Consider the following 18,235-nt stretch of genomic DNA (forward strand, 5'->3'; position numbering starts at 1 on the left):
TCACTTCCCTTTACTTTCTATGATGTAATGTTTCACCAATCGTTTGATTCGCTTATATCCTCGGCAGCGATGACCGACAATCGTAAAGATAGAATCTTTTAATCGCCAAATTTTGCCCTTGATCCGCAATCCATTTTCAGTCTCTACGTGATAAATACCTCCCGGAACATTCGCAAATCTGATTTCTCCTCTCTCATCACTTGTCGCATAGACAAGTCTGCCTGCTACACGAACGACCTCTCGTTTATAAATTAACAATGCTCGCACACCTGATAACGGTTGACCATTTTGATACAAATAAAAGACAAAATCGTAGCTTCTTTTTTTAGACTGATAGAGAACAATTTTACGCCAAACAAAGTATAGAAAAATCAACATAAAAAAAAGACATCCCAATATCAGATAAATGACTCGGCGACGATGATAATTCTCAGTGGCTTTTATTTTTTTGGCCGCTTGGACTGGATAGCTGATCCGATGACCGGACACTAATAATCGATGACTGTTCACACCGTAGGGAGTACAAGTCAAAAGTGTGATCAAATCACGGCCCGCTTCTATTTTTAAGGCGCTGAAATCTTCCGGCTTCACTACTCGGATCCGATCAATTTGATAAGCTAATTTTTTCCCTTCGATATGTACAAAAAACTTGTCTTGCTTTTTTAATTGATCAAGATCAGTAAATAATTTCTTATCTGTCAAACCCGTATGACCCGTGATCACTGAGTGGGTACTTTTGCCACCGACTGGATAGGACGTTCCTTGCATCACTGTGGCTCCTTGATCCAACAAAAAATCATTCGTTAAATCATATACTGGCAAACTGACCTTGATTTTAGGAATATAGATAGCACCGATCATGTGTTTTTCATAATACTCTTTTTTAGGACTTTCCATTCCTTCCAAGGAAGTATGAAATGGATCATCTAAACTACCTGAACCAGGAATAATCGTCCGTAATTTTTTATTTTCTGCTGCTAATTTTTTTAATCGCTTCTGCTTCTCAGCTTCTGAGCGGGCGGCAGTTTGTTCTTCGACTGCTTCAAGCCTACGCTGATCTACAAAATTATTGATTGAGTCCACCACAAAGGGATACATAAAAACCAAAAAACCTGCAATAAACATCATAGCAATCGATAATTTTAGAAACAAATCAAGTTTGTCTCTTCTATTTGGTTTGCTCACAATGGATCCCTCCTACTCAAAATAATTTTCCCATACCATCAAACAAAAGAGAAATTCCATTTATATAAATTCTATTAATTATTTGGATTTTGATTACCTTTTATGCTGGTACAAAAAAAATCACTCCTAAAATTTTAGGAGTGATTTTACCTGATTAAAATAAGCTATCTTAATTCTTCAACTAACTGTTCCAATTCATCCAAACGTAATGCAAAAATTTCCATCGCATCTTCAATGTACGCTGGTTGTGTCATATCGACTCCGGCTTTTTTCATTACTTCGATTGGATAGTCACTACTGCCTGATTTTAAGTAAGTCAAATAATTTTCTAATGCTTGTTCATCACCTTCAGCAATATGTTTTGCTAAGGCACTGGCAGCAGAAAAACCAGTCGCATATTGATACACATAATAATTGTAATAGAAATGCGGAATCCGTGACCATTCATCTTTGATTTCTTCATCATTCACAACAATCGGTCCATAATATTTCGCATTTAACTCTCCATAGAAGCGGCTTAAATAATCACTAGTTAACGGATTTCCTTTCGCATCTTCGGTATGGATAAAATGTTCAAATTCTGCAAATTGTGTTTGACGGAAGATCGTTCCTTTAAATCCATCTAGATAATGATTGATGATGTAAGCACGAATCTTAGGATCCGTTTCTGTTTCTAATAAATAGCTAGTTAGTAGATTTTCATTCGTCGTGGAAGCAATCTCAGCTAAAAAGATCGAATAATCACCGTAAACATATGGTTGAGTATGACGAGTAAAGTAACTGTGTACACTGTGCCCCATTTCATGGACCAATGTATACAATTCGTCCAAACGATCATGCCAATTCAATAAAATATATGGTTGAGTGTCATAAGCGCCAGAAGAATAGGCACCACTGCGTTTTCCCTGATTTTCTACGACATCGATCCAACGCTCATCGAAGGCTTGTTTGACGATCTCTAAATATTCCTCACCTAATGGTTTTAAAGCTTCCAATGCTTTGGCTTTCGCTTCTTCATAAGTAAATTTGATTGGAGCTTCAGCTAGCAATGGCGTGTATAGGTCATACATATGCAACTGCTCTAAACCTAATAATTCTTTACGTAATTCTACATAACGATGAAGCAACGGCAAATACTGATTTACAACTAAAACTAAAGTATCGTATACATCTTCTGGAATATGATTGCTGCTTAATGACGCTGCCCGAGCAGAATCATACCCGCGAACTTTTGCTTTAAAATTATGGCCTTTGACATGTGTACTCAACGTTGATGCAAAAGTATTTCTAAACTGATGATACACAGAGTACAATGCTTTAAATGCTTTTTCACGTACTGTACGGTCAGTACTTTCTAATAATTGACCATAGACACCATGCGTTAATTGAACGTCTTCGCCAGCTTCGTTTTTTACGATTGGGAATTTTAAATCAGCATTGTTCATCACGGCAAAGGTATCTGCAGAGCTGCCAAAAATTTCACTAGCACCGGCTAAGAGTGCCTCTTGTTCTGCTGGTAATACATGTGCTCGTTCTGAGATTATTTGTTCGATGAAATGACGGTATAATTGCAATTTAGGTTCTTCATCAAAATAAGCTGCGATTTGTTCATCAGAAAGTTGTAATAATTCTGGTTCAAACCAGCTGACTGCTTCACTGACTTTAGCGATCAAACTTGAAGCTCGCGCATAAAGAGCCTGATTTGTTGTATTCGCAGTATCTTCATCATTTTTAAGATGTGCATAAACATAGATGACTTCCGCTTTACGATAAATATCTAAAACGTAGTCGACTGCTTTTAAAAGTTCAGAAGCGCCTTGTCCTAAACTTCCTTTTATTTGCTCTACAGCAGCTAGTTCTTCTGTTAGAGCTGTAAATTTTGCTTCAAAAGCAGCGTCATTCACAAAAATTTTAGTTAAGTCCCATGTTAATTCAACAGGAACTTCCTGACGCGTTGGTAATTGTTTTGCTTCACTCATAAAAACACTCCCATCTCTATTATCATCCCCAATCTTATCACAATTTTGAAAAAAGTAATTTTTTAATGAGTCAAGCCTGTAAAATTTTAGCCTTTCTTTGACAAAAAATGGCTTCTAAATACAACCGTTCAAGTATTTCCCGCTCCTCTATTCGATAAAATATCCATTTTCGTTGCATCGTTTCTCGATAGTGTAAAAATTTTTTGAATATCGTATCCGCATTTTTAGCTTCTTGCTGGAACAGCAGTCGGAAAATCAAAAGATCCTCCTGATAAAAAAAGCTGTACCGGCTGGGAAAATATATCCATTCTGATAAATAAAGTAGGTGGCGGCGCTGACGATATAGATAAGTTTGGACTTTCATGACTTTAGGTTCTGAACATGATAATCGTTTAGCTAGTCGTCGTTTTTCTGCTAACACACTTTGTTTTGACAGAATGATTTTAGGCGGTAGTTCAGACAAATTGGTATTTAAGATCGTCGTGATAGGGACAGAATAACTTGGCCAGATTTTTTTTGAATATTGATAGTGTTGGTCTTGCTGGTAAATATGGTAAAACAAAGAAATTTCATCTTTTTTAATTCCCCACACGTGGACTCCTTTGTCTTTAGAAAAAGAACAAAATTGCTTTTGCAAGGACGTGAATTTTTTATTAGGTCTTAATTTTGCTCCTAACAGCCACCAATCTTGATAGCCATTTTGACGATAGCCCTTTATACGTTCTACTAAACGAGTAGATTTTAATGAAGAACATTGGATCTCGACTGCAAGTTTTCGGTTTAATAGATCCGGTCTTTGCGCTAGATCCTTTAATGGTGTTTCTAGCTGCCATTGTTGGTCAGTTTGTTGGCCCCACTGGTAAAACATTTGCTTCAAATTCAAATGCTCGATCGTTTCTCCTTCGCTCATCCCATGACATATTTCTTTCGCTGAATGGGCAAAATGAGGAATCAATAAAGATCCCGCTTTACGAATCAATAAAGAGCCGCAATCTGGACAATAATACTGCGTACCCGTCGTCGCATTCCTTGCATTGACCAACTGTTTTTCTGTGGTATAAGCAAACAACATTCTCATCACCTCAAAAAAAGGTACAAAAAAAAGACCGATATTCATTTGAATACCAGTCTTTTCTCTCTTTTAGTTGAAATAGCTGCGAGTGATTTCAATTGCATCACGACGCATCAAAAGTTTTCCGTACTCTTCTAACATTTCTGTCGAAACAGATACGTCTTGCGTATATTCTAAAATTTCAGCAGTAACATCTGCTAAAGCATAATCTCCATAAACTTCAGGATCAAAAGCAACTTGAAGATAATACTTTTCATTGAGCAGATACAAATCGCACCAAGCCTCATCTAAAAAGTGATAACTTGCTAACTCGATCATATCTTCAAAGCTATTCAGCTGGAAGACACGCACTCGATTATTAACCGGCTCTTCTTCAAGCGTTTCAGAATTCGCTAAAATTTGTTGGCGAATCAATTGATCGAAATCATCGGTCTCGAATTCAGTAGAATTATTCATTTTACTGATATCTTCAGGCGATAGGTTTTTGCTGATAAACAACTCTAAGCCATCATTTTTGGGCAGAACTTGGAAAGTTACTGCTTCACTGCTTTTGAATTCATCTTCGATATCGACTTCTTCTAAGATACTATAAAAAAAAGATTCAATTTCGCGGTGATTACCTAGTAGGTCTAAAAAAGTAATCCCACGTTCTGCTAGATCTTCATTCTCAATAATAACTCGAATCGTATTCTCATTGATGTGTTCCATTTCCATCTTGGCACACCTCACTTTAATAGTAGATTATATGTTCATTGTAACTGATTCCGTTTAAAAGTAAAGAAAGCCAGCAAAATTTATTAAATTCCCCTAAACAAAGCCTTGCACTGATCAACGCTCTAATTTCTACAAACAAAAAAACACCCCGCAGCTGCGAGGCATCTATTTTATAATCCAGCCATTAACTGGGCTTGACGTAATTCATATTGGCGAACATCACGAGGTAAGAAACGACGAATTTCATCTTCATTGAAGCCAACTTGTAAACGTTTCTCGTCGATCATAATCGGACGACGTAACAATCCTGGATTCTCTTTAACAAGATCTAATAATTCTTTTAGTGACAATTCATCTAAATCCATGTTCAATTTTTGGAAAACTTTCGAACGAGTAGAAATGATCTCTTCAGTTCCGTCTTCAGTCATCTGTAAGATGGCTTTCAACTCATCGATATTCAATGGTTCAGAAAAGATATTCCGCTCAACATAAGGGATCTCATGTTCCTGCAGCCAAGCACGTGCTTTCCGACATGATGTGCAACTAGGGGAAGTATATAATGTTAACATACATATCACTCCTTTTCTTAACTCTCAAATTTTGTAACAGGATATATTCATTTCCTGCTATCTGTTTCTATTATACAAAAAAAATGTAACAAAAAAAAGGTTTGGTTCACTTTTTCTTTTTTAATATTAACGTTATTTAATTTTTAACACCGCTACAAAAGCTGTCAGGACACATTCGTTGTTTTAGATGAGAAAATAATGGCGTAACTCTAATTTATAAAAATAGTATAACAACATTATAAACTGTATTAAAAAAATAGAATTTTTCTTATTTTTCTTTATTATTAGATTTGTAAAAAATTTTTTTATTAGTATAAAAATAAAAATATTATTCTAACAAATGAGATAAAGTCTCTCATGATGACGCTAATTCAGCGTTTTTTACAATTATTATAAACTAGCAAAATGCATAAATTATCAATACCCTTATTTTACAGTTATTTTATTTTATACTTAAAATTATAACTCTGTATCAAATTTTTTACTAAAAGTAATCTTTTGAAATAGATACAGTTTTCAAGCGTTCAAAAAAATTCACTTTTTTTTTTGTTGTTTAGCAAGAGTGAAGCGAATAATTTTTCGCTTGTTTTTAAGACCATCAATCATTATTTTTTTTATCAGGAATATTTTTGATTGATTATTTTGAATGTTTTTTTCCAATTATTGTTGAACAGATAACATAACAAAAAATAATTTGAAATACTATTTTTTTATTTATCTAAAAAAAGAACAATTGTTTTTTGGTATAATAGATTCATCCAAATGATTAGGAGTGACTAAATGATTAATGGAATCGTATTTGATTTAGATGATACTTTATATGAACAACGAGCACCTTTCGCTGATGCTATTACTGCACTATTCCCTACTTTTCCGATCAACAAATTATCCTCACTATTTCTTCAATTTCGTCACTTCAGCGATCTACACTACATGAAAACGATCCGCGGGGAATGGACGTTAGAAAAAATGCGATATGAACGAATCCGTCTGGCATTACAAGCCGAAGATTTCTACGCTGAAGATAAAGATCTATCGAAGTTTCAAACCATGTATGATCAAGCTTTAGAACGAATCACTCTTCCAAAAGAAATCCAACAGATCCTAGACTTTCTAACTACACAAAACATTCCCATCGGAATAATTACCAATGGACCTGTTGAGCGTCAAACCAATAAAATAAATGCTTTGCAATTAAAAAATTGGTTTGCTCCAAATACGATTATGATTTCAGATGGTGTAAAAATTCAAAAACCCGATCCTAAAATTTTTAAACTAATGGAAGAGCGTCTCGGATTGTCTGCAGATATGCTCCTATATATTGGTGATAGTTTTGAAAATGATGTCATAGGTGCAAAATCAGCAAATTGGAATGTGTGGTGGTTCAATCATCAGCATCGCCCACTACCGGATAATCAATCCATACTTTTTGATCAAGAAATCACCAGTTTTGAAGCATTGAAACAAGCAGTCATAACCGAAAAAAACTTGCAGCGTTAATACGCTGCAAGTTTTTTTATTCTCCTAAACTCAAAATCATTCGAATATCTTCTTCAGTAAGTTTATTCGTTTGTTCTTCATTGCCTTGGATTACTTTTTGGAATAATTCACGTTTTTCCTGTTGAAGTTGGTTCATTCGTTCTTCGATCGTACCTTCAGCAATCATACGCCATACTTCTACGACTTTTTTCTGTCCGATACGGTGTGCACGACCAGCTGCTTGTTCCTCAACTGCTGGATTCCACCATAAATCATACAAGATCACAGTATCTGCGCCAGTTAAATTCAGACCAGTACCACCAGCTTTTAATGAGATCAAGAAAACATCTTTTTCACCTGCATTGAAGGCATCGACCATTTTCAAACGATCTGGAACTTTCGTGCTCCCTCGTAAATAAAAACTAGAGATGCCTTCTTCAGCAAATTCTTGTTCAATGATCGACAACATACTCGTAAATTGCGAGAATAACAATACTCGACGACCATTTTCTTTAGCCGCACGAATCAGATCTTTTACTTGATCTAATTTACCAGATCCGCCTTCATAGCCTTCCATGAATAAACGCGGGTCATCACAGATTTGGCGTAAGCGAGTCAAACCAGCTAAAATACTTACTCGTTGTTTACGGAAAGTTGCCGAATCCATTTGATCGACTTCTTGACGCATGCGTTTTAAATAAGCCAGATAAACTGTTTTTTGTTCTTCAGTCAAACTACTTAAAACATTAGATTCAATTCGTTCTGGTAACTCTTGTAACACCGTATCTTTATCACGACGGAGAACAAATGGTTGGATCATCTTAGCGATTTCAGGTACGGGCATTTGACGGAAACGGCCAATACTTGGGAAAAAGCCGGGCATGACTGTTTGGAACAATGACCATAACTCTTCTAAATTATTTTCAATCGGCGTGCCACTTAATGCAAAGCGATGCGGAATCGATAAATTGCGCAATGCACTCGCTGTTTTTGTTGATGAATTTTTGACCATTTGAGCTTCATCCAATACTAGATATTGATAGCCTGCTTGTTCATGAAGATCAATATCTTGGCGCATACTTGCGTAAGAAGTGATCACGATCTCATTTGAATCAGCAAATAATTGTTCTCGCTCGCTGCGGCTGCCTGAAATGACTTGCGAATGCAAACTAGGAGCAAATTTTTTGATTTCTGCTTGCCAGTTATAGACCAAACTAGCGGGTGTAACAATCAAAGCTTTGATTGGTTGTTGGGCTTTTTCTGCCAACAAAAAGGTGATAACTTGGATCGTTTTACCAAGGCCCATCTCATCGGCTAAAATACCGCCAAAACCATAATCGCTTAGCATTTTCAACCAGCGGAAACCCGCTTCTTGATACGGTCTAAGCTGTGCTTGTAGTGTATCAGGCAAGGCCACTTGATAATCTTCTGGATGTGTTAAGTCTTGGACCATTGCAGTAAAGCTTTCGCTGAATTGAGCATTTGGATTATTTTTCAATTGCTCTTCCAGCATGATTCCTTGACTCTTAGGTAAACGGATCAACCCATCTTTTGCATTGATTTTTTCTCTTAGTTGTCCGATCATCTCGCTTGTTTGTTGGAAAGCTTCAGAATCAAATGATAAAACTTCTCCATTATCCAATGTGTAGAAACGATCTTTACGTAATAAGCTATTCAACACATGATCGATTTCATTGTCTTGAATACCTGTTACATCAAATTTGATATCTAACCAAGAGCCATGTTGATCGATTTCGATCGTTGGTTGGAACTCTTCTCCATCTAAGAATAATTGACGCAACTTCTTGCCCATTCGAACTTCAGCAAAACGACGAAATTCTTCGACTTCAACTTTGAAAAAGTAATACAAATTATCCTTCACAGGAATTTTTTTCTCAAATCCTGTATCGATTTTTTGGTAACGATACGTATCAAAAAGATCCAAAATTTGTTTTTCTTTCCGTCGATCACGTAAAATCTCTACATTGTTTGGTAATTTCGGTTGATGAGCATCATTCGTAGAGAAATACGCATTTCCGTAATGAAACTCGGCTTCTGCCTTGATCATTCCTTTGATTTTTCGAAAAATCACGACCGCTCTTAACGGTTCTTCTTTCATGATTTCGGAAACATCACTAGAGATTTGGACTCGACCGATTTTACGTAAGTAAGGCAGGACTTCTGTGAATAATTGTGACAGTTGTCGTTGTTCATACGTAATTACCGGTTCCTTCAAACGTTTCATCAATTGCTTTAATGTGATATACGTATCTTGCTGTTCCCGAGTCATCAAGTAATAAGAATTTTCAATGAAACCTAAGAAATAATTACTATAATAGTTTGTAAAATTATCTGCCACCGTCAAACTAAAATCATTTTCACTACGTTTTTCGATTTGGAATGATAATGGTAATTCTTGTCCTTCATGAACTTCTGAATAATTTTTTTCACCGATCACAATACTTAAGTTGCCTGTTTTTTCCATCCCATTTAATAATTCTTGCATCCGGTGAACAGGTAATAATAGATAGCGTTTATCTAATTTTCCTTTGACTTGTAAGCCTGCTTTACCTAATAATTGATAGGTTTCGCTGATTCCGACTAGATCTTCAATCAAATCACGACAATCCGGCTCAAAAGCGCCTGCCTCAATTTGAAAACGATATTGTTTATTGACTGTATAAGCAGAATCCATTTGATACGCGTGTAAAAAGTCATACAGATTTTTAACGATATAACTTCTTTTTCCAGCTTTAGTCCCGATTCGCAATGAGACTGCTAAAACGTCTAATTCTGGATGATATGGATTTGTCGGGATCGCTTCGACCACAAACTCAACAAATAAAGGTTGCAAAGGTTCTGCTTCTTTTTCTAAACGAGCAAATCCTTGATTCAGTAAATCAGCAAAAGAGACGCTGCTTTCCATTTTTTTAGGTAAAACTGTTTCAGGATTGATGACACGTGATAATCCTTTTTCACGCAAGTACAACTCTACCGATACAGTATGTTTACAATATCCGTGTTCTTCCCAATAAGGACATGAACAAATATCATTTTCTTTTCCGCTGCCGTCTAAGTCGACTAAATAAAGTTCACTGCCTAATACTTCACCATGCCACACACGGCGTGCTGCGTCTGCTTCAACGGATAAGACCCGTCCTTCTTTCAAGTAAGTTCTGCCGCGCTCAATTACTTTTTCCGGAATACTCCATCTCATTTACGCTTCACTCCATCCTTCTAGCTGATAGCGAATGCTACTTCGCCCCGTTCCGCTAGTCTCCACAATAATTTGTTGTGGGATCCGTTCTTTTAGCTCTCTTACATGACTTATGATCCCAATCATCCGTCCAGCATTTTCGATACCTTCTAATGCTTCCATCGCCATCTCCAGTGCTTCCTCATCCAAAGACCCAAAACCTTCATCAATAAATAAAGCTTCGATGGCAACACCACCAGATTGGCTTTGAATCACTTCTGCTAAACCTAATGCTAATGATAACGCAGCTATAAAACTTTCACCACCTGATAAAGTATGAGAACTTCGCGTGGCTCCAGCATTGTCATCATAGACATTGATTTCTAAACCAGTATTTCCTTTTGAGCGTCCAGTTTCTTGATTCAATTCGAAACGATAACGTCCTTTTGTCAGCTGGTTCAGTTGTTGGTTGGCGCTTTGTAAAACTTCGGTTAAATACCATTGTAAAACATAGCGTTCCAAACTGATTTTTTGAGGATTGTCACCATTCATCGTTTGATACAGTTGAACCATCTGACCGAGTTCATCTAACTGCTTTTTGCTTTGACCATGTAATTCTTCGATCGTTTTGATTATCTCACGTTGTTGTTGCAGTTGACTTTCTCGTGCGTAGTATTGTTGTTGTAATTGGGACACTTGCGTTTCTCGTTCTGCTAACGATGCCTGCAACACTTCGAGTTCTGGTCTTGCTCGATCATCGATTTGTTCAACTAAGCGCTGATACCGATCGTTTAAAATCCCTTGGTGTTTATCAAAATCTGTAATCGCTGATTCCAATACTTCAAGATCTATTTTTTCCATCATTAATTGTTCTTCAGTAATTGACGCTTCTGTCATTTTTTCTTGCACCAATTTTTGCTGTTTCGACAGATTTTGAGTAGTCTCTTGTATTTGCCGAGTCAATGCCTGGTGCTGCTCTTGCAGACGAATCTGATTTTGTTCCAGTGAATTTATTGAATCTTGATGCCTTCTCACGGCTTCTTCATGTTCTTTGATTGCTTGTGCAATTTCTTTTATTTGTTGCTCTAATTCTTCTAACTGCCAGTCTGCCGTTTGCTCTTCAATACTTGAGATTCGACCGCGTAATAATTGTTGTTCGCTGGTTATATCAGCTAGTGTCATCTCAAAAAGTTTTTTTTCTTCTAAACAACTAGCTATTTTTTCAGTTATTACTGATATTTGTTGATTGGCCTGCGTGATTTCTGCCAACATTTGATCCGTTTCGGTTTGCTTTTCAGCCAAAATCACTATGAGCTGATCTAACACTGATGGTAAATCTGCTTGATAATAGTCCATCAATTGTTGATGGCACTCCTTAATTTTTTTAGCTAAATCTTTTTGAGCTACTACGCGATCAGTTTGCGTTTTTTCAAAGGTTTGTTCCGCAACTTCATACCTAACCGTTTGCTGCTCATGCAAAAGTTCTAATTGCTTGATTCGAGCTTCTTGCTTTTCCAATTCACTTTGCAATTCGGCTAAGTTATCTAGGATAATTCCTTCATGAGAAGCAGGTTCAGGATGCTCTTTCGATCCACAAACGGGACAAGGCTCTCCTGGTAATAAGTCTAGACTCAAGCGCGCGATTTCAGCAGCAGCCCACTGACTTTTCAATTTTTTATAGTCACCGGTGACCGCCATCAATTGATTGCTAGTTTGGCTTTTTTCTTCGATCAGTTGAGCTAAATGTATCTGTTGTTCTTCTTCTACTTCTTGCTGAGCTATGATTTTTCCAGCTAGATCTTCCAACTGGTTTAGTTGCTGTTGGAATTGTAGTTCTTGATAACGGCGGTTTTGCCAGTCTTTTTCATCATTTTGCTTTGCTTGAAGTATTTTTTGTTCTTGCTCCAAAGCAGCTAATTGTTGATTTAGTGCCATTAACTGTGTTTGCTGATCCGCCTGTTTTGCTTCTAACTCAGTTGCTTGTTGTCTTAGCGTTGCTTTTTGTTTGACCAAAGGCAAAGATGCTTCCATTTTTTGCAACACTTGTTTTTTTTCTTGCCATATTCCTGCTTCTTTTTCAAAAACAATTGTTTGTTGTTTTGCTGCAACAAACTGTTGATCCAAAGCTGCTAGCTGAAACTTATTTTCAGCAATTTCTTCCTGATACTTTTTGAGAAATATCGCCAATTCTTGTGCTCGTTCATAGATAGGACGAACTTTTTCTAACATTTTAGCTTGCTTTAGTTGCTGTTTACGTTGTTCTTGGATCGGCTTTGCCTCTTCAAGTTCAGCTAATTCTTGAAACGTCTCATCTTTTTGCTGCAACCACGTTGTCAATTCTTGTGCTTTTTGGACTTGCTGTTGCAACATTTTGTAATCGGTTTGTTGCATCTCAAGTTCAGTTCGACTTTGTAACAATTCTTGTGCTTCTTTTGTTAGGTACTGATTCGCAAGATTCAATGATTCTTGATAAGTATCTCCTTGTTCACAGAGGACTTGTTGAAACAATTGATCCATGCGAGTGGTCAATTCACTGACGGATTTCTCCATCGCTATTTTTTTAAATTTTAGATTTTCAGTAAACCCGCGATAAGCACTTGTACCAAAAAGATTGCGTAAAACGGCTTCCTTCTCAGTGCTGTTCGCATTTAGAAATGTTCGAAACTCGCCTTGTGGTAACATCACGATTTGACGAAACTGCTCTTTTTGCAGATGTAGGATTTGATAGATCACTTCGTTGACCGCATCGATTTTTGTGTAGGCTTCTGCTTCTTGACCCAAATCATTAAAGACACTTAGCTGGACTTTTTGATTTTTAGTCGTTTCACCTTTACCGTTTTTTTTAGCCAAGGTCTGCTTTGGCCAGCGTTCGATTGAATATTGTCGACCCTGATGCTCAAAAATAAATTGGACCCGCGTTTCTTCAGTCGGTTCTGCAAAAGAAGAACGGATCTCATTCGAAGAACGGACCCCGCCAGAAGCATCACCATATAAAGCAAAAGTAATGGCATCAAAAATCGTGGTTTTTCCGGCACCCGTTTTTCCGCTGATTAAAAATAATGGGGTTTCTGACATTTGTTCAAAATCGACTGCTTCATGTAAAAAAGGGCCGAAATTTTCCATAATGATTTTCTTTGGAAGCATTAATTTGACCCTCCTTGCTTAAGAAGTGTGTGTAAGCCGTCTTCAATCCACTTCTTTTGTCGACTCGTCAATTCACTTTGAGCGACTTCAGTAAAAAATTCTTCGGTCAACGCTATGGGAGACTTTTCAGTCAGTTGTTTTTGGCTTAAACGACTGATGTTTTCGGCTTCATACCCATTGATCCGTTCTACTTGAATGATTCGTGGATAGACTTGGCGTAATTGATTCATCAAATTTGGGATCACCGCCTGATCTTCTAATAAAATCGAAAGATAATTTTCGCGTTCAATCGTCAAATAAAAATCAGGATCCAATAATTTTTCAAATGTCGCTTGAATTTCTTCGATTTCATGTAGTGGAGCGACTGTTCGAAACGAAAATTCAGACGTTTCTGTATCAATGATCCAAACACCTTTAACCTGATTTTTTTCCGATAAAGAATACTTTAAAGGCGAACCGCTATAACGGGCATTTTCCATTTTCAACGCATCTTTTCCATGTAAATGGCCTAGAGCCACGTAGTCAAAATTAACTAATAGCTGACCATTGATCCCATCTAAACCACCGACTTCTATTTTAGTCTCTGAATCGGTTTTGCTGCTGCCAGCTACAAAGAAATGACTGACCAACACGTGCTTTTTATTTTTATCAAAACTAGCTTCAAGCTTTTCGATCACCTTAGGCATTGCCGCTTGAATCGTTCGAATCTCAGGATCTGCAAAATAAATCCGTGCATCAACTGGTTCAAAATAAGGCAATAAATAAAACTGTGTGTCCCCCATTTCGATAGGTTCAAATGCTTCTTCTAAGCGTGTATGCAAATGAAAATTCGATTGATTGAACCATGGAGCACCAGTTGCCAAACGGGTCGCACTATCGTGATTGCCTGAGATTGCTAACAGCGGAATATTTTCAGTTAGATTCCATTTCGCAATCGTTTGATTCAATAACCGGACACTATCCTCAGAAGGAATCGAGCGATCATATAGATCCCCGGCGATTATGATTGCATCGACGGACTCTGCTTGTGCGATTTTCAGTATTTGATCAAGAATATACGCTTGGTCTGATAGCAATTCATAGCCATGTAATTTCTTCCCGATATGCCAGTCAGCCGTATGTAAAACTTTCATTGATCCACCCTTTTCTCATTTTAGTCCTTCCTTAAATTATAACACGATTTAATGTATATTTCTGCTCAACAAGTAGATGTTCTCAGATATAGGCGCTTGATAAAAAAATTTTTCTTATTTTTAGCAAAAGAAAAAAAGATGCTAATTAGTCAGCATCTTTTTCTTTGGCAATATATTTATACGTGGGATCAATCTCGTAATCTAATTGGTCAAAAGCATTTTGAACACGAGATTCTACTTCAGCTAAACCAGCTTTATCCATCTTTTTGATATCAGAGATATTGATCGGATCACCAAAACGAATGATCACAGGGGTCCGTTTGAATAATTGCGAGAACTTTGTTGGACCTTGATAAACACAAGGGACGATCGGTTTCTTTGATAGACGGGCAATCAATGACATCCCACCTTTTAGCTCAGTCGAGTGACGGGTTCCGCTTGGAAACATGATCAAACTTTTATCAGAATCTTTCAACATTTTGACCGGACGTTTTACGACACTCGGCCCTGGTTTTTCACGATCGACTGGAAATGCATTCAGATGAACTAAAATGTACCGTAACACAGGATTTTTGAATAATTCTTCTTTTGCCATGAAACAAAATTGTTTTGGTGATGCACCTAATGCCATATAGACTGGATCCCACCACGTACGGTGCGGCGCAACTAAAATATAATTTCCTTCAGGCAATTTCTCTTTATTTTGATATTTGGCATTGCCATTAACGACAGCTAAAATACTGCGGGCAATTACACGGATAAATTTAAAAAACATTTTTTCTTCCTTTCAGTTACCTAACTAAACGTAGTATAATACATCGGTATGATTTTTTTAAGGGGGCAAAAGAAATTGTTAAGAAAAGGTGAACGAATCGATCAGCTTTATGCTGAAGATATCCAAATCATCCAAAGCGCAGAAGTTTTTTCTTTTTCTATCGATGCGGTTCTTTTGGCTAATTTCGCTAGAGTCCCAAAACGTGGGAAAATTATTGACCTTTGTGCCGGCAATGGCGCAGTTGGTCTCTTTCTCAGCCGAAAAACCACTGCACAAATCGATCAAATCGAACTACAACCGCGACTCGCGGATATGGGACAGCGAAGCATCGAACTCAATCATTTAGAAAATCAAATGACCATGCATGAATTAGATTTAAAAAATACATTTGATGTATTTAGAGGCGACTCTGCTGACCTTGTCGTTTGCAATCCACCATATTTTAAAGAACTACCTACTAGCATCAAAAATCCAAACCCTCATTTAGCGATTGCGCGTCATGAGATCCACGCGACACTAGAAGACGTCGTAAATGTTTCTGCCCGCTTATTAAAGATGAACGGCCGTTTTACGATGGTCCATCGACCAGACCGCTTTTTAGAAATTATTGATGCGTTAAGAGCCAATCGAATCGCGCCTAAAAGAATTCAATTCGTCTATCCCAAACAAGGTAAAGAAGCAAATACCTTATTGATTGAAGGAATCAAAGACGGAAAAAATGAAGGCTTACGTTTCCTCCCACCATTATATACATATGACCAGACTGGAAACTACTCCGAGGACTTACGAGGGATGCTTTATGGCAAATGACCACTATTTTTATGTCTTGTTGTGTAAAGATCAAACCTTTTATGGCGGTTATACGACTGATCCAAAACGACGCCTAGTAGAACATAATTCTGGCACTGGAGCAAAATATACCCACCCTGCTAGTCGCAGACCACTGCAGATGATCCATGCTGAACGATTTGAAACAAGAAGTGAAGCTACAAAAGCTGAGGCTGCCTTTAAAAAATTACCTCGTAAAAAGAAAGAAATTTATTTATTAGAAAATAAACAAAAAAACGTTTTGTGATTGTTCACAAAACGTTTTTTTGTTATTCACCTTTAACAATTTCCTTCGTGATCAAATGACAATAATAAATCGAGCCAACTTCATTTGGATGGACCTGATCATCATAGAACCAGTCTGTATGAGCAGTACTATAATTGTACCAATCTATCAAATGAACATTTTTGTATTGTTTTGCTATTGTTTCTAATGTAGCATTTACATCATTTTGCCAACGACGAGTCGGTACATGAGTATTGATGACAAAAACTCTCCGTTTTTCACCAACGATGCTCATGATTTGCGCGAATTCATCTTGCGTGATCGGTCCATTCGTTCCAAGACTTATCAAAATCGTATCATTCAATTCTTTTTTATCTTTTAGACTTTGGAAAATTGCGGGGCTATCTTTCATTTGCCGTCCAACTTCACCATCGATGACCATCTTAGGGAAAAGCTCGGTCAATCCTTGTGAACCGGCCAATAAGACTGAATCTCCAACAGCCGTAACTTTTAAGTTTTTGGCTTTAGTTACTTCACGTTGACTCAGATCATATTTCTCAGCTAAAGTAACTGGTTTATCCGAACTTGTTGTTGATTGTTCAGTCTCACTAGAATCTGTTGCTGATTCAGTTGTACTTGTTTCAGTTTTCTCAGCTGCTTTTTTATTTTGTTCGATTTGTTTTTGCAGTGCTTGTTGATTAGCATCGACTTGACCACTAGGGGAAATAATGATACCAACTACAGCAATCAGCGTGACAATCCCAGTCAAAATAAATCCGATTTTACGACGACTTCTGATAGGTGCCCAAAACGATTGTTTCAAGGTCGCAAAAGTTTTTCCATAATCAAAGCGACGTAATGGTGCTTCCACAAAACGATAAGACAGCTCAGTCACAAATAAAATCAAAATGATTTCCATGATCGTATGAAGCAACGTGTGATTAGCAACATTGATCTTTGCTTCGTAAAAAATCATGACTGGAAATTGATACAAATAAATCCCATAACTGCGTTTACCGATCCAATCAAAGACCGGATTCGTCAACCAGCGATTCCAGCTAGCACCAGGATGAGCCGTAATAGCTACTAAGACCACGCTTAACAGACTGATTAGGAACATGCCGCCATAATAAACAAATGTCAAATCATCCCTCAAGAAGAACAAGGATAGAATCAATACTAGTAGTGAGAAAAATCCGATACTATTTAAGATTCGTTTAGCTTGCGTAGGAATTTCTGCTTTCAATCGTGTGCTTGGCCAAACAAAGGCTAGTCCACTGCCAAGTAAAATTGAAAACAAACGAGTGTCTGTTCCATAATAAACCCGCGTCGGATCTTGCCCGGGCGTGTAAAGGACTGCCATTAAAATCATCGAAACAAGTGCTGCTCCAATAATGCCCAGAAAAATCTTGCCTCTATTTTTAACTAATTTAATCAATAAAACAAAGACGATCGGCCAGATCAAATAATTCTGGGATTCTACTGCCAAGGACCAAATATGGGTAAATGGCGATTCACTTGAAAAGCGATCAAAATACGACATCCCATGATTGATTTGCCACCAGTTATTGACATACAATAAACTGCTGATAACATTGCCTTTTAAATCATTCAACAGGTTCCGCTGAAACAAGGTGATGTAAGCCGAAGAACCTATCAGCATCGCAACCAATGCTGGATATAGCCTTTTCATTCGCCGATAATAAAATTGTTTGATGTCGATCCGACCAGTCTGTTTCAATTCTTGAAACAACAAATCCGTAATCAAATAACCTGAGACTACGAAAAAGACTGGAACACCTAAGTATCCCCCGCGCATCCGAGTCGGCATTAAATGATATAAAATGACGCCAATCACGGCTATGGAACGAATCCCATCAAAACCATTGATGTAACGACTGTGTTTTAGTCTTTTTTTCATATTTTTCTTTTCCA

13 protein-coding genes are annotated in these 18,235 nt (G+C 37.3%); 3 read left to right on the top strand and 10 right to left on the bottom strand.

Annotated elements, in window-relative coordinates; translation table 11 throughout:
- The 5 genes from ACKTSC_RS07040 to spxA form a co-directional block, all read right to left on the bottom strand.
- Window positions 1-1,185: a class C sortase gene (locus tag ACKTSC_RS07040; protein ID WP_407857216.1), complete on the bottom strand. Its 1,185-nt coding sequence runs from the start codon at window positions 1,183-1,185 to the stop codon at window positions 1-3.
- Between the two features lie 164 nt (window positions 1,186-1,349).
- The gene (gene pepF, locus ACKTSC_RS07045; protein WP_407857217.1) at window positions 1,350-3,164 is read right to left on the bottom strand and encodes an oligoendopeptidase F; all 1,815 of its coding nucleotides are present in this window, start codon (window positions 3,162-3,164) and stop codon (window positions 1,350-1,352) included.
- Window positions 3,165-3,234: 70 nt separating this feature from the next.
- Window positions 3,235-4,236, bottom strand: a complete 1,002-nt coding sequence (locus ACKTSC_RS07050) for a competence protein CoiA (RefSeq protein WP_407857218.1) — start codon at window positions 4,234-4,236, stop codon at window positions 3,235-3,237.
- A gap of 69 nt (window positions 4,237-4,305) precedes the next feature.
- Window positions 4,306-4,950 (bottom strand): adaptor protein MecA, encoded by a 645-nt coding sequence (locus ACKTSC_RS07055; protein ID WP_407857219.1) that lies wholly within the window; start codon window positions 4,948-4,950, stop codon window positions 4,306-4,308.
- A 170-nt stretch (window positions 4,951-5,120) separates the two neighbouring features.
- Window positions 5,121-5,519: a transcriptional regulator SpxA gene (gene spxA, locus ACKTSC_RS07060; protein ID WP_010739854.1), complete on the bottom strand. Its 399-nt coding sequence runs from the start codon at window positions 5,517-5,519 to the stop codon at window positions 5,121-5,123.
- A 780-nt stretch (window positions 5,520-6,299) separates the two neighbouring features.
- Here spxA and ACKTSC_RS07065 point away from each other — a divergent pair.
- On the top strand, window positions 6,300-7,019 hold the full coding sequence (locus tag ACKTSC_RS07065; protein WP_407857220.1) for an HAD family hydrolase: 720 nt from the start codon (window positions 6,300-6,302) through the stop codon (window positions 7,017-7,019).
- A 16-nt stretch (window positions 7,020-7,035) separates the two neighbouring features.
- Here ACKTSC_RS07065 and ACKTSC_RS07070 read toward each other — a convergent pair whose 3' ends face one another.
- From ACKTSC_RS07070 to ACKTSC_RS07085, 4 genes are all read right to left on the bottom strand, one after another.
- On the bottom strand, window positions 7,036-10,215 hold the full coding sequence (locus ACKTSC_RS07070) for an SNF2 helicase associated domain-containing protein (protein ID WP_332581392.1): 3,180 nt from the start codon (window positions 10,213-10,215) through the stop codon (window positions 7,036-7,038).
- Entirely contained in the window at window positions 10,216-13,338 is a 3,123-nt protein-coding gene (locus ACKTSC_RS07075) for an AAA family ATPase (protein ID WP_407857221.1), read from the bottom strand.
- Complete coding sequence (locus ACKTSC_RS07080) at window positions 13,338-14,471, bottom strand: exonuclease SbcCD subunit D (protein ID WP_407855417.1); 1,134 nt, start codon at window positions 14,469-14,471, stop codon at window positions 13,338-13,340. Before ACKTSC_RS07080 ends, ACKTSC_RS07075 begins: the two co-directional genes overlap by 1 nt.
- A gap of 145 nt (window positions 14,472-14,616) precedes the next feature.
- On the bottom strand, window positions 14,617-15,246 hold the full coding sequence (locus tag ACKTSC_RS07085; protein ID WP_407857222.1) for a lysophospholipid acyltransferase family protein: 630 nt from the start codon (window positions 15,244-15,246) through the stop codon (window positions 14,617-14,619).
- 75 nt (window positions 15,247-15,321) lie between these two features.
- Here ACKTSC_RS07085 and ACKTSC_RS07090 point away from each other — a divergent pair, with 75 nt between their 5' ends.
- Both ACKTSC_RS07090 and ACKTSC_RS07095 read left to right on the top strand, forming a co-directional pair.
- The gene (locus tag ACKTSC_RS07090; RefSeq protein WP_332581388.1) at window positions 15,322-16,056 is read left to right on the top strand and encodes a tRNA1(Val) (adenine(37)-N6)-methyltransferase; all 735 of its coding nucleotides are present in this window, start codon (window positions 15,322-15,324) and stop codon (window positions 16,054-16,056) included.
- A complete protein-coding gene (locus ACKTSC_RS07095) occupies window positions 16,046-16,321 on the top strand; it encodes a GIY-YIG nuclease family protein (RefSeq protein ID WP_407855418.1) in 276 nt (91 codons plus the stop codon). The genes ACKTSC_RS07090 and ACKTSC_RS07095 overlap by 11 nt, the downstream gene beginning before the upstream one ends.
- Before the next feature lie 22 nt (window positions 16,322-16,343).
- Here the strand turns inward: ACKTSC_RS07095 and ACKTSC_RS07100 are convergent, their stop codons facing one another.
- A complete protein-coding gene (locus tag ACKTSC_RS07100; RefSeq protein ID WP_407857223.1) occupies window positions 16,344-18,221 on the bottom strand; it encodes an acyltransferase family protein in 1,878 nt (625 codons plus the stop codon).
- Between the last annotated feature and the right edge of the window lie 14 nt (window positions 18,222-18,235).

The sequence above is a fragment of the Enterococcus hailinensis genome (genome assembly GCF_045862035.1).
Classification (GTDB): Bacteria; Bacillota; Bacilli; order Lactobacillales; family Enterococcaceae; genus Enterococcus_A; species Enterococcus_A hailinensis.

Excerpts from the sequence above, each read along its gene's own strand:
- pepF (WP_407857217.1), bottom strand. The coding sequence starts at position 3,164 with ATGAGTGAAGCAAAACAATTACCAACGCGTCAGGAAGTTCCTGTTGAA.
- ACKTSC_RS07050 (WP_407857218.1), bottom strand. The coding sequence starts at position 4,236 with ATGTTGTTTGCTTATACCACAGAAAAACAGTTGGTCAATGCAAGGAAT.
- ACKTSC_RS07055 (WP_407857219.1), bottom strand. The coding sequence starts at position 4,950 with ATGGAAATGGAACACATCAATGAGAATACGATTCGAGTTATTATTGAG.
- spxA (WP_010739854.1), bottom strand. The coding sequence starts at position 5,519 with ATGTTAACATTATATACTTCCCCTAGTTGCACATCATGTCGGAAAGCA.
- ACKTSC_RS07065 (WP_407857220.1), top strand. The coding sequence starts at position 6,300 with ATGATTAATGGAATCGTATTTGATTTAGATGATACTTTATATGAACAA.
- ACKTSC_RS07070 (WP_332581392.1), bottom strand. The coding sequence starts at position 10,215 with ATGAGATGGAGTATTCCGGAAAAAGTAATTGAGCGCGGCAGAACTTAC.
- ACKTSC_RS07075 (WP_407857221.1), bottom strand. The coding sequence starts at position 13,338 with ATGCTTCCAAAGAAAATCATTATGGAAAATTTCGGCCCTTTTTTACAT.
- ACKTSC_RS07080 (WP_407855417.1), bottom strand. The coding sequence starts at position 14,471 with ATGAAAGTTTTACATACGGCTGACTGGCATATCGGGAAGAAATTACAT.
- ACKTSC_RS07085 (WP_407857222.1), bottom strand. The coding sequence starts at position 15,246 with ATGTTTTTTAAATTTATCCGTGTAATTGCCCGCAGTATTTTAGCTGTC.
- ACKTSC_RS07095 (WP_407855418.1), top strand. The coding sequence starts at position 16,046 with ATGGCAAATGACCACTATTTTTATGTCTTGTTGTGTAAAGATCAAACC.
- ACKTSC_RS07100 (WP_407857223.1), bottom strand. The coding sequence starts at position 18,221 with ATGAAAAAAAGACTAAAACACAGTCGTTACATCAATGGTTTTGATGGG.